Raw genomic sequence first — 22,217 nt, forward strand, 5'->3', positions numbered from 1 at the left:
TACGACACAGCCGTACGAGAGCCGCCGGACGGTTCGCATATCCGGGGTGGGACTTGGGCATACGGGACCAATGTGCCCGCGTCCCCGCCGCAGTCCCGAAGCTCATGAGCGTCCAGAACCGCATCCGTAGGGTCCCGCGCGCCCTCGCCCGCCACTACCGTTCCCGTCAGGCGCCCACGACGATGGAGCTGGTGCCGCAGCCGCACCCGTGGGTCCGTGCCGTCGGGCTCGTCGCCGTCGTGCTGCTCGGCGCCTGGCTGGGCCTGCTGATCGTGGGCAACGTACGGGTCCCGGTGGGGCCCATGGACACGACGATGACTCTGCGCCCCTCGTTCACGGGCGGCACGAAGATCAACGTCTCGCCCCTCGGGGCCCTGAGGCTGGACAGCCACGTGGCCCCCGTGCGTCTGGACGTCAACGTCGACCAGCTCGACCCGGTCCGCTCCCAGGCCCTGGTCGACCACCCCGAGCGCCTCTCGGGCCTCCAGGACGAGGTCACCCGGGACGTCGGCCGCGGCACCCTCGACCTGGCCGTGCGCTCCTGCGTCGCGGTCGTCTCGGGCGCGACCGCGCTGGGCCTGGCCGTCTACCGCCGTCCGCGCCGCGCCCTGGCCGCCGGCGGACTGGCCCTCGCCCTCCTGGCCGCGTCGGGCGGGACGGCGTACGCCACCTGGCGCCCCGACTCGGTCCTGGAGCCGAAGTTCTCCGGACTGCTGTCGTCCGCCCCGTCGCTGGTCGGCAACGCACGCAGCATCGTCACCGAGTTCGACGTCTACCAGAAGGAGTTGGCGCGCCTGGTGACCAACGTGACGAAGCTGTACGACGCCACGTCCACGCTCCCGGCCTACGCGCCCGACCCGTCCACCATCCGGGTCCTGCACGTGTCGGACATCCACCTCAACCCGGCGAGCTGGAAGATCATCGCCTCGCTCGTGGAGCAGTACGAGGTGGACGTGATCGTCGACTCCGGCGACACGATGGACCACGGCACCGCCGCCGAGAACGGCTTCCTGGACCCGATCGAGGACCTGGGCGCCCCGTACGTCTGGGTGCGCGGCAACCACGACTCGATGGTCACCCAGCGCTACCTGGAGGGCCTGAAGAACGTGCACGTCCTGGACGAGGGCCGGGCGGAGACGATCGACGGACTGCGCTTCGCGGGCATCGGCGACCCGCAGTTCACCCCCGACCGCTCGAAGAAGCCCGGCGCCCAGCAGTCGCAGGAACTGGCGGGCGCCCGGCTGGCCTCGGCGCTGCGCGACCAGCGGGCCGCCGGCACCCCGGTCGACGTGGCCATCGCCCACGAGCCGTCGGCGGCCCGCGAGGTGGACGGGGAGGTGCCGCTGGTCCTGGCCGGCCACATCCACCACGAGGAGATGGAGATCATGAAGTACGGCACGCGGCTGCGCGTGGAGGGCTCCACCGGCGGCAGCGGCCTGCGCGCGATCGAGGGCAAGTACCCGGACCCGATCGAGGCGTCGATCCTGTACTTCGACCGCGACACCCGCCGTCTCCAGGCCTGGGACGCCATCGAACTGGGCGGGCTCGGCCTGACGACCGCCGAGGTCAGCCGCCACCTCGCGGAGGAGAACCAGCCGGGCGCGACGACGCCGTCGCCCACGCCGTCGACGCCCGCTCCGAGCGGTTCGCCGTGAACCGCCGCGGCGATCTACGTAAACCGTTTTGGCGATCCCCCCCGCCATCCCATATGCTTCTCACGTCCCCGACGCGCTGAGAAGCGCCCAGGCGGGCCGATAGCCCTCATCGTCTAGCGGCCTAGGACGCCGCCCTTTCAAGGCGGTAGCACGGGTTCGAATCCCGTTGGGGGCACCACCGAAGGCGTACACGAGCCCACTCTCCGCGTGAGAGTGGGCTTTTGTGTGCCCGGGCGCTGCTCGCAGCGTGCCCGGGCGTCCTCAGGACCGCCCGCGCTCACGCGTGCTTGCGCAGATGCGCCGTGACCTGCGCGCCGGTCTCCGGGTCCAGGCGCCCCGCCGGTACGTCGAAGCCGAGCCTTCGCGCGAGGGTGGCGCCCCGCAGGTCGAACGCGGCCTCGGTGAGATGCGCCAGGGTGTCCACGGCCCCGCGCGTCCGGCGCAGGCCCACCAGGAACAGCACCGCCGCCACGCACAGCGCGGGCCACCACCACAGTCCCGGCAGCACCGCCAGCACGCCCCAGCCCGCGAGGGCGACGGCCGCGTCGAGCTCGGTGCGCGCGGCGCGCAGGGAGCCCTGCTCGAACTCGTTCAGCACCAGCCACAGCCGCGGCCAGGCGAACACCACGTCCAGCCGGTACCACCCCCACACCCGGGCGTCGACCGCGCCGAGCCGGTCCCCCGTCCAGGTGGGGTGGGACGGTGGCCGCAGCGCGATGCCGTTGCGGCGGGCCGCGAGGGCGTCGAGCCGGGCCCGGTCCGCGGCCGACGGCCGGGCACCGGCCCGCTCCAGCTCCTCCCGGTACGCCCGGTCGGCCGCCGCCCACCGCCCGGCGCGGGCCGCCGTCCACCGCCGCGCGAGCCGGTCCGCCCCGGCGGGCCAGGGCTCGAACCACAGCCGGCCCAGGGCCGCGGCGACACCCTGGGCGGCCAGTCCGGCGGCGGCCGACAGCAGCGGCAGCACCACGATCGCGAGCAGCCACACCGACGACGGTCTCCGGCCGTCCAGCGGGCCGCCCCGGTCCAGCAGACCGGTCAGGCGCCCCAGGTCCGCCCAGTGGGCGTGGCCCAGCCGGTACGCCGCCGCCGCGCCCGCCACGTACAGCAGTCCGGGCAGGACGAGCAGCGTCACCCAGCGCTCCACGTACTTGCGGCCCAGCTCGGCCAGCACCGCGTTCATCGGCTCCGTCCCTCCCCGGCGTCCACTCGGTCAGCCGAAGCGCAGCGGGCGGCCGTGCAGGGCGCACATCGGCAGGTCGTCACCGGGGCGCGGCAGCTCCGCACGGCGGCAGGTGCGGGCCGGGCAGCGGTAGCGGCCGTGGGCGACGTGCCCCGAGCCGTCCACGCCGGGCAGGGCGACCAGCCCGCCCCCGCCGGGCGGCGACGCCGGCCCCCGCACGTCGGCCGGCGGCCGGCGGGGCGCCCAGGTGTCCAGCAGCTCCAGCAGCCCGAGCTGCCGCAGCCGGTCGATGACCGGCTCGCCGCGCCGGGCCGCCGCCAGGAGCTCCTCCAGGGCGGTGCCGTCACCGGTCTCCTCGGCCACCGTCCGCAGCTCGGGAAGGGCCCGGCACAACACGCCCAGCAGCTCAGCCGTCTCCATGTCCTCTCCTCCCCCGGGGAGTTGATGGACCATCATGATGCCCTGGACGTGACGCGAGGGCGGCCTACGGGGGCGGACGATGCGGGACGACAGTGGCTGGGCGCGGGCCGAACTGCTCGCCGAACGGCTCGGCCGGCGCCTGGAGGTGCTCCACACGGAGGGCGTCCAGGACGCGGTGCTGGACCCGGCCGCCCTGGCCGAGGCGGACGAGCTGCGTGCCTTCGTGCTGCGCGGGCCGGAGCGGGACGGCGGTCCGCTGCTGGTCCTGGACCGGTTCGTGCTGGCCGCGCTCGCCCATCTGCACCACGCCCGGTGCGTGCTCCTGGGGCCGGACTCCGTGGCGGGCAGGCCCGAGGCGCAGCGGACGCTGACGTTGTTCGCCCTGGTCGCGCGGTTCGCACCGCAGGAGGTGCCCGAGGACCTGCGGCAGGCCGTCGCCACGGTTCCCGTACCGCCCGTGGAGGATCTGGAGAGCCTGTCCCTGCGCGCGCTGGAGGTGTTCGCACACTGGCAGACGGCCGGGGACGCCGACGCGCTGGACGAGGCGATCGCCCTGTGGCGCAGCCTGGACGGTCTGCTGGCCACGTCGCATCCCGAGCGTGCCATGATCCTGTCGAACCTGGGCTGCGCGCTGCGGTTCCGGCACGGCGTGCGCGGGGACGAGACGGACCTCGTGGAGGCGGTCGCGCTGGGCCGGCAGTCCCTGGAACTGGCCTCGCCGGACGACCCCGGCCGGGCCATGTACCTGGCCAACCTGTGCGGCGCGCTGACCGTGTGGTTCGCGCTGAACGAGGACCCCGCCGCCCTGGACGCCGCCGTCGACGCGGGCCTGGAGTCCGTACGGGTCGCGCCCGAGCCGCAGGCGCTGTTCCACTCCAACGCGGGCTTCGCGCTGCTGCTGCGGTACGAGCGGACCGCAGCGCTCACCGACCTCGACACGGCGACCGAGGAGCTCCGCCGCGCCGTACACCACGCGGCGCCGGGCGACCCGCAGCGGCCGGTGTTCCTGGCCAACCTGGGGCGCGCGCTGGACCAGCGGTTCCTGCGGCACGGCCGGCAGGACGACCTGGACGCCGCCGTCGACGCGGCGAGGCGGGCCGTGGCGGAGTGCCCTCCGGGCCGCCCGGGCCACCACGGTCATCTGGTCGGCCTCAGCGGCATCCTCCGCACCCGGGCCGGCACGACGGGGGCGACCGCCGACCTCGACGCCGCGGTCGACACCGCGCGCCGGGCGCTGGCGACCGTACCCGCCGCGAGCTCCGACCGGACCGGCGTCGCGGGAGCCCTGGCGCTGGCCCTGCGGCTGAGGTTCCGATGGCTGCGCCGGCGCGCGGACATCGACGAGGCCGTGGCCCTGCTGCGGGAGAGCACCCGGGGCGACAGCGCCCCGGAGCACTTCTACGACCTGGGCCGGATCCTGCTGGCCCGGTTCCGGGAGTACGGCGAACCGGCCGACGTCGCCGACGCGATCGAGGCGCTGCGGCACAGCGTCCGCCGCACCGAGGAGGGCACGCAGCGGGGCGTGCCGCTCACCGTCCTCGGGGAGGCGCTGCTCGCGCGGGCGCAGTGGACCGGCTCGCCGGACGACGCGGAGGAGGCCGTCGCGGCACTGCGCGGGGCCCGTGCGCTGCTGACCGGGTTCCATCCCGGTGCCCGCGTCACGTGCCTGTCCTATCTGGGCCTCGCCCTGAGCCGCCGCTTCGACCTCACCACGTCACCGGCCGACCTGGACGAGGCGATCGGCGCGTTCGAGGAGGCGATCGCCCTCCAGCCCGACGACCCGGACAGCGTCGTCGACGAGTCCCACCTCGGCGCCGTCCTGATGCGGCGGTTCAACCGCCGGGGCGACCCGGACGACCTCGAGGCGGCGGTGCGTTGGAACCGCCGTGCCTTCGAACGGCTCACCGGCGAGGACGACCCGCACGCCGGGCAGGTGCTGTTCAACCTCGGCCGCACCCTTCAGACGGTGTACCAGCAGTCCGACGATCTCGCCGTCCTGGACGAGTCCGTGGAACGGTTCGAGGGTGCGCTGCGCGCCGACGACGCGCCCCGGTCCAGGCACAGCTCCCCGATGAGCCGCGCGATGACGCTCTCCAACCTGGGCGCGGTGCTGCGGGTCCGCGCCGAGCGCCAGGGAACACGCGCGGACCTGGACCGGTCCGTCGAGCTGAGCCGCGCGGCCCTCACGGTCCTGCCGCACGACCACCGGGACCGCGCGACCTACCTCTCCAACCTCTGCACGACGCTCCTCGCCCGCTACTCCCGCTACGGAGCTCAGGAGGACCTGGCCGAAGCGATCCGGGCGAGCCGGGAGTCGGTGGACGCCACCCCCGCCACGGACACCTCCGCACGCGTCGTCCACCTGACCAACCTCGGGACCGTGCTGCGCCGGCGCCACGAGCTGTCGGGGGCCCTGGCCGACCTGGACGAGGCGATCGAGGCGCACCGCGCCGCGGTCGCGGCCCTGCCGGACGGGCAGGTGGACGGCGCCCTGCACCTGGGCAACCTCGCCCTGGCCCTCCTGTCCCGCCACCGGCGGACCCGCTCGGCCGCCGACCTGGACGAAGGCATCAAGGCGGCCCGTGCCGCCGCCGACGCCACGCCCGACGGCCACCCGCAGCGCGGGACGTGCCTGAGCAATCTGGCGCTCGCGCTGCGGCGCCGCTTTCACAGCACGGGCCGGCGGGCCGACGCCGCCGAGGCGGTGGAATGCCTGCGGCACGCCGTGCGCCTCTGCCCGGCCGGCCATCCGCAGCGCGCGCTCCTGCTGTCCAACCTCGCCATGGCGCTGATGTCCCGTTGCGGCGACGGCGACCCCTGGGCCGCCACCGACGCGGACGCCGACGACGTCGCGGAGGCCGCGCGTGCCGCCCGCGCCGCCCTGCGAATCTCCCCCGAGGGCGATCCGCAGCGCTTCACCGCCCTGGTCAACCTCGCCTCGGCCCTGGTCATGCGCTCGCGCGTGGAGGGGGACCCGGACGACCTGCTGCTGGCGTACGACCTGTACCGCGAGACCACCGGTGTCACCACGGCCCCGGCGTCCGTACGGTTACGGGCCGCGCGCGCCTGGGGCCGGGCGGCCGGTGCCGCCGGGGACTGGAACGAGGCGCTGGACGCCCACCGGGCCGCCGTCGCCGAGCTGCCGCTGGTGGCCTGGCACGGCCTGGACCGTGAGGACCGGATCGACGCGCTCGGCCGGGCGGTCGGCCTGGCCGGCGAGGCGGCCGCCGCGGCCCTGAACGCCGGCCGCTCCGAGGAGGCCCTGCGCCTGCTGGAACAGGGCCGGGGCGTACTGCTGGCGCAGGCGCTGGACGCCCGCGACGACATGACGGACCTGCGCGAGCGGGACCCACGGCTCGCCGACCGCATCCGGGAGATCCGGACCCTGCTGGAGACATCCGGCCCTGACCCGAACCCGGCGAGCGGGGCGGACCCCGCCCGCCTGCTGCGCGAGCAGCGCAGGGCGGCCGAGCAGCGCCGCGAACTGGCCCGGGAGATGGACGAGTTGGTCGACCGGGCGCGCCGGCTGCCCGGGCTGGAGGACTTCCTGCGGCTGCCCTCCCTGGAACGGCTGCGGGACGCCGCCGAGCACGGCCCCGTCGTGGTCGTGAACACCAGCACCCTGCGCTGCGACGCGCTCGTCGTCACCCGGGCCGGTCTGCACGTGGTCCCCCTGCCCGACCTGCGCCTGACCGACGAGGGCGGACTGCTCGAACGGGCCGAGGCCCTGCTGGACGCGCTGGCCGCGCTCGGCCGCTCCCCCGCGGACGCCTGGCGGGCCCAGCGGGTCCTGACCCACACGCTGGCCTGGCTCTGGGACGTGGTGGCCGAGCCCGTCCTGGCCACCCTGCGGGAACCCACCGGTTCCCGCCTGTGGTGGTGCCCCACGGGCCTGCTCTCCCTGCTGCCCCTGCACGCGGCCGGCCACTACGGCCCCGCCGGCGACGGGTCGCGCGTCCTGCCGGACCGGTACGTCTGCTCGTACACGACGACCCTGCGCGCCCTGGCCACCCAGGCCCGGGAGCACCGCGCGACGGCCGGCGCCCGCATGCTGGCCGTCGACCAGTCCGACACCCCCGGTCTGCCCCCGCTGCCCCACGCCCGCGAGGAGGTGCGCAAGCTGGCCGGACGGATCCCCGGCGCCACCGTCCTGACCGGCCCTAAGGCCTCCCGCCGGGCCCTGTTGCACGCGCTGCCCGGCCACGCCTTCCTGCACTTCTCGGGCCACGGCACCCAGGACCCGTCCGACTCGGCCGGCGGCGCGCTGTACCTGCACGACCACGAGCAGGCCGGGCCGCTGACGGTCTCCGACATCTCCCGGCTGCGGCTGGAGCACGCCCGGCTGGCGTTCCTGTCGGCGTGCGAGACCGCGCGGGGCACCGCCGTGCTGCCCGACGAGGCCGTCCACCTGGCCGGTTCCCTGCAGCTGGCGGGGTTCACGCACGTGGTGGCCGCCCAGTGGGCGGTGGACGACGCCTGCGCGCTGCGCGTGGCCGAGAGCTTCTACACCGGCCTGCGCACCCCGGACCACCCCCTGGACCCGAGCCGCGCCGCCCACGCCCTGCACGACGCCGTCCACGATCTGCGCCGCCGGAACGCCGACCCCTTGTGGTGGGCGGCGTACGTCCACACGGGCCCCTGATTAACCGGTACGGGGCACCATCCACGCTCTGATATGCTGATCCAGCGACATCGGGCACCGACAAAGTGCAGGTCAGCCAACGGGATCGAACTTCCGGCGGTTTTCTTCACTCGGTTTTGGAGACCCACATCGCCGTGTGCGACACTGTCGTACGCAACAGCTTGGTCCTGTGGAGCAGTTTGGAGTGCTCGCCACCCTGTCAAGGTGGAGGCCGCGGGTTCAAATCCCGTCAGGACCGCTGAGGTTTCACGTGAAACCTCGTGGCTGGGTAGCTCAGTTGGTACGAGCGTCCGCCTGAAAAGCGGAAGGTCGCCGGTTCGACCCCGGCCCCAGCCACCGTCGCCCCTCAGGGCAAACACCCCCTTCGGGATCTCCCGAGAGGGGGTGTTTTTCGTGTTGGCTCGGCCCGTCGGCCCGCGGCGAGTGCGATCAGTGCGCTGTCGTGACCTCCGACTCGGTCGCTCGCCGTCAGCCCCGATGGCGTCCTAGGGCCAGGCCGTCCCAGGGATCCGGCTCCGCCGCCGGAGGCAAAAGCGTTAGCCACGAATTTGCCGAGGATGAGATCCTGGATCCCGTATGTCTACGCACCCCGCCCCCGCCCTCGGCGCTCTCGCCCCCCGTCTGACCGAGCTGTCCCTGCGCGACGCGCACCGGCTCGGGCGCAGGCTCGAAGGCGCGCGCAAGATCCGTAAGCCGGAGGCCCGGGCCGCCGTCCTCGGCGAGATCGAGGCGGAGGTCGACAGGGCCGAGCAGCGGATGGCCGAACGGCGTGCACGCGTACCCGCGATCACGTACCCCGAGCAGCTGCCCGTCAGCCAGAAGAAGGACGCGATCGCCGAGGCCATCCGCGACCACCAGGTCGTGATCGTCGCCGGTGAGACCGGATCCGGGAAGACCACGCAGATCCCCAAGATCTGCCTGGAACTCGGGCGGGGCGTGCGCGGCATGATCGGGCACACGCAGCCCCGCCGGATCGCGGCCCGGACCGTCGCCGAGCGCGTGGCGGAGGAACTGAGCACGCCCCTCGGCGAGGCCGTCGGCTGGAAGGTGCGGTTCACCGACCAGGTCGACCCGGACGCCACCTTCATCAAGCTGATGACGGACGGCATCCTGCTCGCCGAGATCCAGACCGACCGCGAGCTGCGCGCCTACGACACGATCATCATCGACGAGGCCCACGAGCGGTCCCTCAACATCGACTTCCTGCTCGGCTACCTCGCCCAGCTCCTGCCCAAGCGCCCCGACCTCAAGGTCGTCATCACCTCGGCCACCATCGACCCCGAGCGCTTCTCCCGGCACTTCGACGACGCGCCGATCATCGAGGTCAGCGGTCGTACGTATCCGGTGGAGGTCCGCTACCGCCCGCTCCTGGAGGAGGACGGCGAGGACTCCGACCGGGACCAGATCACCGCGATCACGGACGCCGTCGAGGAGCTGATGGCCGAAGGGCCCGGCGACATCCTCGTCTTCCTCTCCGGGGAGCGGGAGATCCGGGACACCGCCGACGCGCTCACCAAGAAGAACTACCGGTTCACCGAGGTCCTGCCCCTCTACGCCCGGCTCTCGCACGCCGAGCAGCACCGCGTCTTCCAGCCGCACACCGGACGCAGGATCGTCCTCGCCACCAACGTCGCCGAGACCTCCCTGACGGTCCCCGGCATCAAGTACGTCATCGACCCCGGCTTCGCCCGTATCTCCCGCTACAGCCACCGCACCAAGGTCCAGCGGCTGCCCATCGAGCCGATCTCGCAGGCCAGCGCGAACCAGCGCAAGGGCCGCTGCGGCCGTACGTCCGACGGCATCTGCATCCGGCTGTACAGCGAGGAGGACTTCGACGCGCGCCCGGAGTTCACGGACGCCGAGATCCTGCGGACGAACCTCGCCTCCGTCATCCTGCAGATGACCGCGGCCGGCCTCGGTGACATCGAGAAGTTCCCGTTCATCGACCCGCCGGACCACCGCAACATCCGGGACGGTGTCCAACTCCTCCAGGAGCTGGGCGCCCTCGACCCCACCCAGAAGGATCCGCGCAAGCGGCTCACGGACACCGGCCGCAAGCTGGCCCAGCTGCCCGTCGACCCGCGTCTGGCCCGAATGGTCCTGGAAGCCGACAAGAACGGCTGCGCCCGCGAGGTCATGGTCATAGCCGCCGCCCTGTCCATCCAGGACCCGCGCGAGCGCCCCGCCGACAAGCAGACCCAGGCCGACCAGCAGCACGCCCGTTTCAAGGACGACACGAGCGACTTCCTGGCCTACCTCAACCTGTGGCGTTACCTCCGCGAACAGCAGAAGGAGCGGGGCTCGTCCTCCTTCCGCCGGATGTGCAAGCAGGAGTACCTGAACTTCCTTCGCATCCGCGAGTGGCAGGACATCTACACCCAGCTGCGCACGGTCGCCAAGCAGATGGGCATCCACCTCAACGAGCAGGACGCCCCGACCGACCGCATCCACATCTCGCTCCTGGCCGGCCTCCTGTCCCACATCGGGATGAAGGACGTGAGGGACGGCAACAAGAACGAGTACCTGGGCGCCCGCAACGCCAAGTTCGCCATCTTCCCGGGCTCGGCCCTCTTCAAGAAGCAGCCGCGCTTCGTGATGTCGGCCGAACTCGTCGAGACCTCCCGCCTGTGGGCGCGCGTCAACGCGAAAATCGAACCCGAGTGGGTCGAACCCCTCGCCGGCCACCTCCTCAAGCGGACGTACAGCGAACCGCACTGGGAGAAGGACCAGGCCGCGGTGATGGCGTACGAGAAGGTCACGCTGTACGGCGTCCCGATCGTCGCCCAGCGCAAGGTCAACTACGGCCGCATCGACCCGGAGGTCAGCCGCGAGCTGTTCATCCGCAACGCGCTCGTCGAGGGCGACTGGCGCACGCACCACAAGTTCTTCGCCGACAACCGCAAACTCCTCACCGAGGTCGAGGAGCTGGAGCACCGCGCCCGGCGCCGGGACATCCTGGTCGACGACGAGACGCTGTTCGACTTCTACGACCGGCGCATCCCCGAGCACGTCGTCTCCGGCGCCCACTTCGACTCCTGGTGGAAGCACAAGCGCCACGAGCAGCCCGACTTCCTCGACTTCGAGCGCGAGATGCTCATCAACGAGAAGGCGGGCGAGGTCACCAAGGCCGACTACCCCGACTCGTGGCGGCAGGGGAACCTGAAGTTCCGCGTCACCTACCAGTTCGAGCCGGGCGCGGACGCCGACGGCGTGACCGTCCACATCCCGCTCCAGGTCCTCAACCAGGTCACGGACGAGGGCTTCGACTGGCAGATCCCGGGTCTGAGGGAGGAGCTGGTCACCGAGCTGATCCGTTCCCTGCCGAAGCCGATCCGCCGCAACTACGTCCCGGCTCCGAACTACGCGAAGGCGTTCCTGGACAGGGCCGTCCCCCTGCAGGAGCCCCTGACGGTGACCATGGCGCGCGAGCTGAAGCGCATGGTCGGCGTGCCCTTCGAGGCGGACGACTTCGACTGGTCCAAGGTCCCCGACCATCTGAAGATCACCTTCCGGATCGTCGACGAGCGACGCCGCAAGCTCGCCGAGGACAAGGACCTGGAAGCGCTGAAGCTGCAACTGAAGCCGAAGGCCCGCAAGGCCCTCTCCCAGGCCGCGGCGGCCACCGCCGAGCGCCGGGGCGGCGAGTCCCTGGAGCGTGAGGGCCTGACCGACTGGACGATCGGCACGCTCACCCGCGTCTTCGAGACACGCCGCGCCGGCCAGCCGGTCAAGGCGTACCCGGCACTGGTCGACGACGGACCGACCGCGAACACCGTCTCCGTACGCCTCTTCGACACCGAGGCCGAGCAGGCCGAGGCCATGTGGAAGGGCACGCGCCGCCTGATCCTGCGCAACATCCCGGTCAATCCGGCGAAGTTCGCATCCGAGAAGTTGACGAACGCCCAGAAGCTCGCCCTGTCCGCGAATCCGCACGGCTCGGTCCAGGCGCTGTTCGACGACTGCGCGATGGCCGCGGCCGACCGGCTGATCGCCGACTTCGGCGGGCCGGCCTGGGACGAGGAGTCGTACCGGAAGCTGTTCGACAAGGTCCGCGCCGAGATCGTCGACACGACCGTCCGGGCGGTCGGCCAGGTGCAACAGGTCCTGGCCGCCTGGCAGGCCTGTGAGCGCCGCCTGAAGGCCGTACGGAGCCCCGCGCTGCTGCCGAACCTCCAGGACGTCCGTAAGCAGCTGGACGGGCTCGTGAAGCCCGGCTTCGTCACCGAGGCCGGCCTGCGCCGGCTCCCGGACCTGATGCGCTACCTGATCGCCGCGGACCGCCGCCTCCAGCAGATGCCGACCAACGTCCAGCGGGACACCACCCGCATGGAGAAGGTCCACGAGATGCAGGACGAGTACGCCTGGCTGCTGGAGCAGATGCCGCAGGGCCGCCCGATCCCGCAGCAGGTCCTCGACGTGCGCTGGATGATCGAGGAGCTCCGCGTCAGCTACTTCGCCCACGCGCTCGGCACGGCGTATCCCGTCTCCGACAAGCGGATCGTGAAGGCGATCGACGCGCTGGCGCCGTAACGACGTCCGCACGGAGGGTGAGTTCGACCCGGGGGCTCACCCTCCTGTACAGTCTCTTCTCGCAGCGCACCGCACGAATGGCGCCGCGAAACCTGGTCCTGTGGAGCAGTTTGGAGTGCTCGCCACCCTGTCAAGGTGGAGGCCGCGGGTTCAAATCCCGTCAGGACCGCATCGAAAGAGCCCGGATCTTCGGATCCGGGCTCTTGGGCGTTCTGGCCTTTCCGCGTTCCGGCCCTCAGCAGTTCCGGCCCTCGGCACTTCGCCGTTCCGGGACCACCGCCGTTCCCGGCCCCCGTACGCCCCTCGGCCGCCCCTCCCCGCGTCTTGACGGCGTCACATTCGCTCGGTACCCAGAAACCAGGGCCTGTTCTCGGTACGGGCCCCCTGGAGGTGGCGTATGGCGGCATCGGCTAGGCACGAGACCCGGGCACTGCTCCGCGCGCACCTGGCGGCCGCGTCGTCCTACGGGCACCTCACCCGCCACTGCCCGATCTGCCACCACCTGCTGCGGCTGGCGATGGCCTCCGCTCCGCGCCCCGCGGAGCGCCCGGAAGAGGCCGTCGAGGACGAGGCCCCGACCACCGCCTGACCGCCCCGCAGGGCCGCCGTCGACCCCAACACCCCTTTCCCGTAACGCACATACGCCAGTGGCAACAAGTTCTCTGGCATGTGACGGGTGTCACCGCATGAGTTTGGGGAAGGGCGGTACTTACACCTCGCCTACAACCGGTCAATTTAATATGTGCAATTGCACCACTCTTGAGCGGTCTCCCACAGGGGGCCCCACACCCCTCCCCAGACTCCGACAAGGCCGCTCACAGGGGCTCTGCCCGCCCCACGGCCGGCGCACAAAAAAGATCGCGCTGGACCCGGCGGAGTCCAGCGCGATCGACGACGCACCCTGTTACGTGCCTGGAAAGCTCTGATCGGCTTGGGCGTGGGGCCTGTTGGGGCAGGACCCGCGTCGCTTGGAGCTGTCGTTCCGGACGTCTCGGCCAGTTGGGGGACCAGCCGGTTCCGCCCGGTTATTCAGTTGTTCAGGCCTCGCTGCGCTGCTGCGGGATGCCCGCGAGCAGAGCGCGGACCTCGGCCTCGCGGTAGCGGCGGTGCCCGCCGAGCGTGCGGATCGACGTGAGCTTGCCGGCCTTCGCCCAGCGCGTGACCGTCTTCGGGTCGACGCGGAACATGGTGGCGACCTCAGCCGGGGTCAGCAGCGGCTCGGCATCAGGGGTGCGAGCGGTCATGAGCGGCCTCCTCGGGAGAACCGAACCTTCTCGGTTCTTTCCTCTAAATTCTGCACCTTGACCCGCGTTGCCCGAAATGGCGGACGCGAGTCGAGTCGGTTATAGGACGAACGGCTTGTCCTCGGCACTACAACTACACCATCTGTCCAGCCGCCACGGCCAAACCGATGGAATTGCCCTCCCAGGTGTTCATCAGCGACGGAAGCCGATGGACCATGCCATAGCGGACAGTCACGCCACTGTGACGATCAGTCACAGTGGTGCTCTGGAGTCACCAAAACCCCCCAAAGCATGCAATGTCGAGAGATTCCGGCCGCAGCGGGACGGAAGGAGTCCTCCCCGGACTCCTTGTCCTATTTTGGCACGAGGGGGGGCAAGGGGCGCAAGGGTCTTGTAAGTGCAGTCCGTCACGCATGAGACGGTTGACACATACGCCCGGAACGGGACCTACGTCCCCTGTTGACGACGCCTCAGGAACCTCGGTGCGAGGACGAAACCCCAAAACGGGCGCCACGTCAAACGTCAGTTCGTTATAAACGGGCCGCGGGAGGCGCGGCCGGCCGCCCTCAGTTAGCGGACCGCAGGTCCCGCACCGACCGCCAGCGCTCCACCAGCCGCCCGTAGGCCGCCCCCGCGGCCGGCCCGTCGCCGCGCCGCAGGGCCGCGATGCCCTCGGCCACGTCCGCCGCCGAATGGTCGTCCTCCAGCGCGCCGGCCGGGAGGGCGTGCACCAGACCGCCGTAGTCGAGCTCCACGTACGAGCGTGGGTGGAACTCCTCCAGCCACCGGCCCACGTCCACCAGGCCCTCGATGAGCGGCCCCTCGTCCATGGCCTCCTTCAGGGCCCGCAGACCCCGCGCCACCCGCCGCCGGGCCTGCACCATCGGGGTGCGGTAGCGCAGCACCGGGGCCTCGTCGGCGGAGCCCTTGTCGTACTCGCGCTCGTCGTCGGAGACCAGCACGAACCAGTTGATCGGGACCTGCCAGGTGGCCGTGCGGATCCAGGGCCGGGCGTCCGGGTTGTCGGTCAGCCAGCGCTCGTAGTCCTGGGCGGCCTGGCGGCGCAGGACCGGGGGCAGCACCGCGTCCAGGACCGGCGGCGGAAGCTCCTCGGCGATCTCGGACAGGGCCTGCCAGCCGCGCAGCCGGGTGCGCCAGGGGCAGACGCACAGCACCCCGTCGGCATCGAGCACGAAGGCGTCCTCGCTCTCGTGCACCGGCACCGGGACCGGCGGGGTCGGCGCCAAGTCGGCCAGCGCGCGGCGGAGTTCGTCCTGGTACGAGGGGCGGTCGGTGCGGCGGGCGTAGCGCGCCCAGTGGCTGCGCTCCGGCTCCGGGAAGGCGGCCAGCGGTTCGTAGACGCGAAGGTAGGTCGCGTAGGGGACGATCACCGAGGACACCTTGGGCACGCCTGCTCCCTCCCCCGCGCACCGTCGCGAAAACCTGCGGAACCCACTCACAAACGCGCGGGAAATCTATGCAAATCGTCGCACGGACGTACTCCGCTCGGAGGTGATCCTGAGCACTGTGCGGCCGACGGGCACTCCAGGCTCTAATCTCATGCTCACAGCCCCCGCCACCCGCACGGGAGCTGGTCTCCACCCGCCGCTACTTACTCAGGAGTCACCACAGTGACCGACGTAACCGGCGCACCTGCTGATGTACTGCACACCCTCTTCCGGTCGGAACAGGGGGGCCATGAGCAGGTCGTGCTCTGCCAGGACCGCGACAGCGGCCTCAAGGCCGTCATCGCCATCCACTCCACCGCCCTGGGCCCCGCGCTCGGCGGTACGCGCTTCTACCCGTACGCGACCGAGGCGGAGGCCGTCGCCGACGCGCTGAACCTCGCGCGCGGGATGTCGTACAAGAACGCCATGGCCGGTCTCGACCACGGCGGCGGCAAGGCCGTGATCATCGGCGACCCGGAGAGGGACAAGACCGAGGAGCTGCTCCTCGCCTACGGCCGGTTCGTCGCCTCCCTCGGTGGCCGCTACGTCACCGCCTGCGACGTCGGCACGTACGTCGCCGACATGGACGTCGTCGCGCGCGAGTGCCGCTGGACGACGGGCCGCTCCCCCGAGAACGGCGGCGCCGGGGACTCCTCCGTGCTCACGGCCTACGGCGTCTACCAGGGCATGCGCGCCTCCGCCCAGCACCTGTGGGGCGACCCGACGCTGCGCGGTCGCAAGGTCGGCATCGCCGGCGTCGGCAAGGTCGGCCACCACCTGGTCGACCACCTGCGCGACGAGGGCGCCGAGGTCGTCGTCACGGACGTGCGCGAGGAGGCCGTGCGTCGGATCCTCGACCGGCACCCGGAGGGCGTGACGGCCGTCGCCGACACCGAGGCGCTGATCCGCGTCGAGGGCCTGGACGTCTACGCCCCGTGCGCGCTCGGCGGGGCGCTGAACGACGACACCGTGCCGGTGCTGACCGCCAAGGTGGTCTGCGGCGCGGCCAACAACCAGCTCGCCCACCCGGGCGTGGAGAAGGACCTCGCCGACCGCGGGATCCTCTACGCGCCCGACTACGTGGTGAACGCCGGCGGCGTCATCCAGGTCGCCGACGAGCTGCACGGCTTCGACTTCGAGCGGTGCAAGGCCAAGGCGGCGAAGATCTACGACACCACGCTCGACATATTCGCACGAGCGAAGGCGGACGGCATCCCGCCGGCCGCGGCGGCCGACCGGATCGCCGAGCAGCGGATGGCGGAGGCACGCCGGAGGCGTTGATCCGGGAGACCGGGAGACAGGTTTGACCGGTACCCGTCGGTGGGCACTTAGAGAGAACTCTCACTTCCACCGGCGGGTCGACCGCCGATAAGTGGTTAAAATCGCGGTTGACCAGCGAGGACGGGGCGCCTCGAAGGTCCTGGGCGCGGGCACGTCGTGCGGGCGACGTACCGTATGGGCGCGGGCTCAGGTACCGTGGAAGCCCTACGGATCGGCCTCTCCACGGAGAGTCCGTTCTGGACCATGAACGCGTGTCAAGACTCTGGGGCCGTCGAGCCCCGTCGTTGAGGGGGTCGAGCCATGGGGCGCGGCCGGGCCAAGGCCAAGCAGACGAAGGTCGCCCGCCAGCTGAAGTACAACAGCGGTGGGACGGACCTCGCACGCCTGGCCGAGGAGCTGGGCGCATCGACGTCGAACATGTCGCCGAACGGCGACCGGTTCGAGGACGATGAGCACGACGACGACCTGTACGCACGGTACGCCGACCTCTACGAGGACGACGAGGAGGACGAGGACGGCCAGTCCTCGCAACAGCGTCGCGGCGCTTGACCTTGCACTGAGCACTTTCCCGGTCGGTGACCTCGGTCACCGACCGGGTTCTGTGCTGCCCGCAGGTCTCAGCCGGAGTAGTCGCCCACCAGGGCGGCACCGGTGGTGTGCTCACCCCTGTCCGTGATCTCGCCGGCCACCCACGCGTCCACCCCGCGGTCGGCCAGCGTCGCCAGGGCCACGTCCGTGGACTCCTGAGGCACGATCGCGATCATGCCGACGCCCATGTTCAGCGTCTTCTCCAACTCCAGGCGCTCGACCTGGCCGGTCCTGCCGACGAGGTCGAAGACCGGGTCGGGGGTCCAGGTGGAGCGGTCGACGACGGCGTGCAGCGTGTCGGGGATCACCCGGGCCAGGTTGGCCGCGAGGCCGCCGCCGGTGACGTGGCTGAAGGCGTGCACGTCGGTGGTGCGGATCAGGGCCAGGCAGTCCAGCGAGTAGATCTTCGTCGGTTCGAGGAGTTCCTCGCCGAGGGTGCGGCCGAGCTCGTCGATGTGCGCGTCCAGCGCGAGGCCCGCCTGGTTCAGCAGGACGTGCCGGACGAGGGAGTACCCGTTCGAGTGAAGCCCGGAGGACGCCATGGCGATCACCGCGTCACCCTTACGGATACGATCCGCGCCCAGCACCCGGTCGGCCTCCACGACGCCCGTACCGGCACCGGCGACGTCGAAGTCGTCCGGGCCCAGCAGACCGGGGTGCTCGGCCGTCTCGCCGCCCACCAGGGCGCAGCCGGCCAGGACGCAGCCCTCGGCGATGCCCTTGACGATGGCGGCGACACGCTCGGGGTGGACCTTGCCGACACAGATGTAGTCGGTCATGAACAGCGGCTCGGCACCGCACACCACGATGTCGTCCATGACCATCGCGACCAGGTCGTGGCCGATGGTGTCGTAGACGCCCATCTGGCGGGCGATGTCGACCTTGGTGCCGACGCCGTCCGTGGCCGAGGCGAGCAGCGGCCGGTCGTAGTTCTTGAGGGCGGAGGCGTCGAAGAGGCCGGCGAAACCGCCGAGGCCGCCGAGGACCTCGGGGCGCTGGGTCTTCTTCACCCACTCCTTCATCAGTTCGACGGCGCGGTCGCCCGCTTCGATGTCGACGCCCGCGGCTGCGTAGCTGGCGCCGCCCTCGGCACTGTGGGTCTCAGACATGGCTGTGAGAGCTTTCGTGTCGTACGGCAGGTGAAACGGGCTGACTACGGGCGGCGGATCGCGTCGACCGCGGCCGGGGCGGCCGTACCGGCGGCCAGCTCGGTCTCCAGGAGCTGCTTGCCGAGGAGCTCGGGGTCGGGGAGCTCCATCGGGTACTCGCCGTCGAAGCAGGCGCGGCACAGGTTCGGCTTGGCGATGGTGGTCGCCTCGATCATGCCGTCGATGGAGATGTAGGCCAGGGAGTCGGCGCCCAGCGAGGTGCCGATCTCGTCGATGCTCATGCCGTTGGCGATGAGCTCGGCGCGGGTGGCGAAGTCGATGCCGAAGAAGCAGGGCCACTTCACGGGCGGCGAGGAGATCCGGATGTGGACCTCGGCGGCGCCCGCCTCGCGGAGCATGCGGACCAGGGCGCGCTGGGTGTTGCCGCGCACGATCGAGTCGTCGACGACGACCAGCCGCTTGCCCTTGATGACTTCCTTGAGCGGGTTCAGCTTCAGGCGGATGCCGAGCTGGCGGATGGTCTGCGAGGGCTGGATGAACGTGCGGCCCACATACGCGTTCTTCACCAGGCCGGCGCCGAAGGGGATGCCGGAGGCCTCCGCGTAGCCGATCGCGGCCGGGGTGCCGGACTCCGGGGTCGGTATCACCAGGTCGGCCTCGACCGGGGCCTCCTTGGCGAGCCGGCGGCCCATCTCCACGCGGGAGAGGTAGACGTTCCGGCCGGCGATGTCGGTGTCCGGGCGGGCCAGGTACACGTACTCGAAGACGCAGCCCTTGGGCTTCGCTTCCGCGAACCGGGAGGTGCGCAGGCCGTTCTCGTCGATGGCCACGAACTCGCCCGGCTCGATCTCGCGGACGAAGCTGGCGCCCGTGATGTCGAGGGCGGCGGTCTCGGAGGCGACGACCCAGCCGCGCTCCAGGCGGCCGAGGACCAGCGGGCGGATGCCCTGCGGGTCGCGAGCCGCGTACAGGGTGTGCTCGTCCATGAAGACGAGGCTGAAGGCGCCGCGCACCTGGGGCAGGACCTGGCCGGCCGCCTCCTCGATGGTCAGCGGCTTGCCGTCGTCGTCGACCTGGGCCGCGAGGAGCGCGGTGAGGAGGTCGGTGTCGTTGGTGGCCGCCACGCGCGGAGTGCGGCCGCCCTCCTGCTTGGGCAGGTCGGCGACCATCTCCGCGAGCTGGGCGGTGTTGACGAGGTTGCCGTTGTGGCCGAGCGCGATGGAGCCGTGCGCGGTGGCGCGGAACGTCGGCTGGGCGTTCTCCCACACGGAGGCACCGGTGGTCGAGTAGCGGGCGTGACCGACCGCGATATGACCCTGGAGGGAGCCGAGCGAGGTCTCGTCGAAGACCTGGGAGACCAGGCCCATGTCCTTGAAGACGAGGATCTGGGAGCCGTTACTGACCGCGATACCCGCGGATTCCTGACCCCGATGCTGGAGGGCGTAGAGCCCGAAGTACGTGAGCTTGGCGACCTCTTCGCCCGGAGCCCAGACACCGAAGACGCCGCAGGCGTCCTGGGGGCCCTTCTCACCGGGGAGCAGGTCGTGGTTGAGTCGTCCGTCACCACGTGGCACGCCACCGAGTGTAGGCGAGATCGACCGCTGGTCCGAATGGGGGAGGGGCCCTCAGAAGTGGATCACTGGTCGGCGACAGCACGGACGGTTGTCCCGTTTTCGCTGGTCAGCGTGAGAGTGCGGTGATCGACTTCATACCTGACACGCCCGTCGAACAGGCGCAGCAGGGTCTTCTCGGTGTCCATGAGTGAGTCTTCGCACACCATTCGGGTCGTGGACGGGCGGCCGAGGGTGATAGTGCCGTCGCCGACGGTGGCCTGGGCGTTCACGTGGTTGCAGCCGAGCCGGCCGGCGACGGTGCCCCTCTTCTCGTCGAAGGTGAGCTGGGCGCGGCCGGCTCCGGCCGGGTTCGTGACGGTCCACTGGGTGCCGTACAGCGGGGCGTCCTCGGACCTGGTCAGGCGGACGGTGTCGCCGTCGTCGGTGGTGAGGGTGAGGCGGTCGCCGTCGCCCCGGGCCTTGAGTGCGCCATCGACGAGGGTGCGGGCGAGGGTCCGTTCGAAGTCCATGGGCTGCTTCTCGCAGGCCATCCCGGTGGCCGTGGTGTCGCTGAGCCGGATCCGGTCGCCGTCGACGGCGGCCCGGGCGCTGAAGTGGTTGCAGCCGAAGCTGCCCTCGGCCCGGCCGCCCTCGCCGATGGTGACGTGCGCGTCGGCGGGGGCCCGGTGGGCGGTGCCGTCGACGGTGACCGTGTCGACCCTCCACAGGACGCCGGTCACGGGCTTGTCGGATGTCCCGGCGTCGACCGAGCCGCTGCCGCCGCCCGCCTGTTCGCTGCCGCAGGCCGCGAGGAGCGGGACGAGCACGGCGGTGGCCGCCAGGGTCATGCGCTGCTTCTGCCTGTACATGCCCCTTCGACGGGGAGCCGGAGTGATCGGTTCCCCGTCGGCGGACCTCAGGCCAGGACAGGCAGGTACGCCGACAGGTCCGCCCGCTCTCCGCTGGCCCTGACCTCGGCGTTGTCGACCGCTTCCCGCCAGGTCAGCCGCCCGGTCGCCAGACGGACCCAGGTCAGCGGGTCGGTCTCGACGACGTTGGGCGGGGTGCCGCGGGTGTGCCGGGGTCCCTCGACGCACTGCACGACGGCGTACGGCGGGATCCGCACCTCCGTCGAGCCGCCGGGGGCCCTGGCGGCCAGCGCGTCGGCCAGCAGCCGGGTGCAGGCGGCCAGGGCCTGGCGGTCGTAGGGGACGTCGAGGCCGGGTACGGCGGCGTTGAGGTCGTCGGTGTGGACGACGAGTTCGACGGTGCGGGTGACGAGGTAGTCGGTGAGGGGCAGGGCGCCCGCGCTGGTGGCGAGCAGCCGGGTGCCAGGGTGGGCGGCGAGGTCGGCGGTGAAGCGTTCCTCGGTGGCGGCGAGGTAGGCGTCCGGGTCCGGGTGTCGCCCGGCAAGCTCACGGGCGTGGGCGGCGATGTCCGGCGCCTCGGCGGCGATCGCGAAGGGCCAGTCCAGCAGCGTCCCGTCCTGCCGGGCCGGCTCCGGCAGGCCGACCAGGTGGGAGACCGCCCGCAGGGTCGCCCCGAGGTGCGCCACCAGGTCCCGGACCGTCCAGTCGCCCAGCCGGGTGGGGAGGGCGAGCTGGTCGGGGGTGAGGGCGGCGACGGCCGACCGCACGTTCCCGAACTGGGCCAGTACGGCGGCGCGGATCTTGGTGGGGTCGTAGGTGCGGGTGCGCTTCTTGGCCGGTGGCATGGAGATCAGCCTAGGCGGGCCGGGAGGCCGTCGAGGGCGCCTCGAACACCTCGCCGTCGCGGGGCACACCGATGCCCTGCCAGGTGAAGGGGACGCCCCGGGCGGTGTCCGGGTCGGGGCCGTCCATCAGCTGGAAGTGCAGGTGCGGCTCGGAGGAGTTGCCCGAGTTCCCGCAGCGGGCGAGGAGCTGCCCCGGACGCACCCGGTCGCCCTCGCGGACGGCGAGGGAACCCCGCTGGAGGTGGGCGTACAGGGCGTAGGTGCCGTCGCCGAGATCGAGGACGACGTGGTTGCCCACGATCCGGGTGGCGCCGAACAGGTCGCGCACGGCCCCCTCCAGGAACATCAGATACAGCAGCCCCGGCAGCGAGGTGCGGCTGAGGTGGTCGCGCTGCCGGTCGGTGGCCCGTACGACGGTGGCGTCGGCGACCGCGAGGAGCGGGGCGCCGAAGGCCGGATAGGCGTCGGCGCGGCGGGCGAGCGGCCACAGCGGGCGGAAGCCGGGGCGGGTGCCCTGCTCCGGTTCGGCGACGACGTCGATGGCGAAGGTCTGGCCGTAGGCGTGGGTGCCGTGGCTGGGCGTGCGGTCGGCCGGGCTGTTGCGCGCGGTCCAGCGGCCCGTCACGGGCGGGGCGACCTCGACGGGTTCCCGGGCGGCGCGCGGGCTGTCCGGGGCGCCGCCCCACCGGTGGGCCGCGACGAGAAGGGCCCACGACAGGACGAGCGGCAGCAGGTTCCACCACCACGGATAGCCGGGATCCAGCGTGATGTGGGCTGCGACCAGGACGAAGAAGGTCAGTTGCAGACCTCGGTAGGTGATATTGGCCAGTGTGCGTCCGGACATGGACTCCCC

At 71.8% G+C, this 22,217-nt stretch carries 15 protein-coding genes and 4 tRNA genes; 10 read left to right on the plus strand and 9 right to left on the minus strand.

Features of this window, described 5'->3' with window-relative positions:
• Positions 1-104: 104 nt before the first annotated feature.
• Positions 105-1,655, plus strand: coding sequence for a metallophosphoesterase family protein (locus ACFPZJ_RS08245; protein ID WP_381019150.1), 1,551 nt, complete (start codon positions 105-107; stop codon positions 1,653-1,655).
• A gap of 102 nt (positions 1,656-1,757) precedes the next feature.
• Positions 1,758-1,833: transfer RNA gene (locus ACFPZJ_RS08250), tRNA-Glu, on the plus strand.
• A 99-nt stretch (positions 1,834-1,932) separates the two neighbouring features.
• On the opposite strand, the gene ACFPZJ_RS08255 is transcribed toward ACFPZJ_RS08250, so the two are convergent.
• Both ACFPZJ_RS08255 and ACFPZJ_RS08260 read right to left on the minus strand, forming a co-directional pair.
• Positions 1,933-2,835, minus strand: coding sequence for a hypothetical protein (locus tag ACFPZJ_RS08255; RefSeq protein WP_381019152.1), 903 nt, complete (start codon positions 2,833-2,835; stop codon positions 1,933-1,935).
• Between the two features lie 30 nt (positions 2,836-2,865).
• Positions 2,866-3,255 carry a hypothetical protein gene (locus tag ACFPZJ_RS08260; protein ID WP_381019153.1) on the minus strand — a complete coding sequence of 130 codons (390 nt, stop codon included), beginning with the start codon at positions 3,253-3,255 and terminating at the stop codon, positions 2,866-2,868.
• A gap of 79 nt (positions 3,256-3,334) precedes the next feature.
• Between ACFPZJ_RS08260 and ACFPZJ_RS08265 the strand changes: the two genes are divergently transcribed.
• From ACFPZJ_RS08265 to ACFPZJ_RS08290, 6 genes are all read left to right on the plus strand, one after another.
• Positions 3,335-7,897: a CHAT domain-containing protein gene (locus ACFPZJ_RS08265; RefSeq protein WP_381019155.1), complete on the plus strand. Its 4,563-nt coding sequence runs from the start codon at positions 3,335-3,337 to the stop codon at positions 7,895-7,897.
• A 163-nt stretch (positions 7,898-8,060) separates the two neighbouring features.
• A tRNA-Asp gene (locus ACFPZJ_RS08270) sits at positions 8,061-8,135 on the plus strand.
• 24 nt (positions 8,136-8,159) lie between these two features.
• Positions 8,160-8,233 (plus strand) — tRNA-Phe (locus ACFPZJ_RS08275).
• Between the two features lie 240 nt (positions 8,234-8,473).
• Complete coding sequence (gene hrpA / locus ACFPZJ_RS08280) at positions 8,474-12,427, plus strand: ATP-dependent RNA helicase HrpA (RefSeq protein WP_381019157.1); 3,954 nt, start codon at positions 8,474-8,476, stop codon at positions 12,425-12,427.
• 94 nt (positions 12,428-12,521) lie between these two features.
• A tRNA-Asp gene (locus ACFPZJ_RS08285) sits at positions 12,522-12,596 on the plus strand.
• 228 nt (positions 12,597-12,824) lie between these two features.
• A complete protein-coding gene (locus tag ACFPZJ_RS08290; protein ID WP_381019158.1) occupies positions 12,825-13,016 on the plus strand; it encodes a DUF6274 family protein in 192 nt (63 codons plus the stop codon).
• Positions 13,017-13,464: 448 nt separating this feature from the next.
• Here ACFPZJ_RS08290 and bldC read toward each other — a convergent pair whose 3' ends face one another.
• Both bldC and ACFPZJ_RS08300 read right to left on the minus strand, forming a co-directional pair.
• Complete coding sequence (gene bldC, locus ACFPZJ_RS08295; protein ID WP_003949541.1) at positions 13,465-13,671, minus strand: developmental transcriptional regulator BldC; 207 nt, start codon at positions 13,669-13,671, stop codon at positions 13,465-13,467.
• Between the two features lie 566 nt (positions 13,672-14,237).
• Positions 14,238-15,080, minus strand: a complete 843-nt coding sequence (locus tag ACFPZJ_RS08300) for a DUF8083 family protein (protein WP_381019160.1) — start codon at positions 15,078-15,080, stop codon at positions 14,238-14,240.
• 222 nt (positions 15,081-15,302) lie between these two features.
• Between ACFPZJ_RS08300 and ACFPZJ_RS08305 the strand changes: the two genes are divergently transcribed.
• On the plus strand, positions 15,303-16,400 hold the full coding sequence (locus ACFPZJ_RS08305; RefSeq protein WP_381019162.1) for a Leu/Phe/Val dehydrogenase: 1,098 nt from the start codon (positions 15,303-15,305) through the stop codon (positions 16,398-16,400).
• Positions 16,401-16,700: 300 nt separating this feature from the next.
• A complete protein-coding gene (locus tag ACFPZJ_RS08310; protein ID WP_381019164.1) occupies positions 16,701-16,949 on the plus strand; it encodes a DUF3073 domain-containing protein in 249 nt (82 codons plus the stop codon).
• Between the two features lie 68 nt (positions 16,950-17,017).
• Here ACFPZJ_RS08310 and purM read toward each other — a convergent pair whose 3' ends face one another.
• The 5 genes from purM to ACFPZJ_RS08335 all read right to left on the minus strand — a co-directional run bounded on the left by purM (position 17,018) and on the right by ACFPZJ_RS08335 (position 22,208).
• Entirely contained in the window at positions 17,018-18,097 is a 1,080-nt protein-coding gene (gene purM, locus ACFPZJ_RS08315; protein WP_381019165.1) for a phosphoribosylformylglycinamidine cyclo-ligase, read from the minus strand.
• A 44-nt stretch (positions 18,098-18,141) separates the two neighbouring features.
• The gene (gene purF / locus ACFPZJ_RS08320) at positions 18,142-19,671 is read right to left on the minus strand and encodes an amidophosphoribosyltransferase (protein ID WP_381019167.1); all 1,530 of its coding nucleotides are present in this window, start codon (positions 19,669-19,671) and stop codon (positions 18,142-18,144) included.
• A 62-nt stretch (positions 19,672-19,733) separates the two neighbouring features.
• On the minus strand, positions 19,734-20,519 hold the full coding sequence (locus ACFPZJ_RS08325) for an META domain-containing protein (protein ID WP_381019169.1): 786 nt from the start codon (positions 20,517-20,519) through the stop codon (positions 19,734-19,736).
• A 47-nt stretch (positions 20,520-20,566) separates the two neighbouring features.
• Entirely contained in the window at positions 20,567-21,364 is a 798-nt protein-coding gene (locus tag ACFPZJ_RS08330) for a maleylpyruvate isomerase family mycothiol-dependent enzyme (RefSeq protein ID WP_381019171.1), read from the minus strand.
• 10 nt (positions 21,365-21,374) lie between these two features.
• Positions 21,375-22,208: a M23 family metallopeptidase gene (locus tag ACFPZJ_RS08335; protein WP_381019173.1), complete on the minus strand. Its 834-nt coding sequence runs from the start codon at positions 22,206-22,208 to the stop codon at positions 21,375-21,377.
• Positions 22,209-22,217: the final 9 nt, after the last annotated feature.

Origin of the sequence: Streptomyces bullii (assembly GCF_042657145.1) — a bacterium.
GTDB classification, from domain to species: domain Bacteria; phylum Actinomycetota; class Actinomycetes; order Streptomycetales; family Streptomycetaceae; genus Streptomyces; species Streptomyces bullii.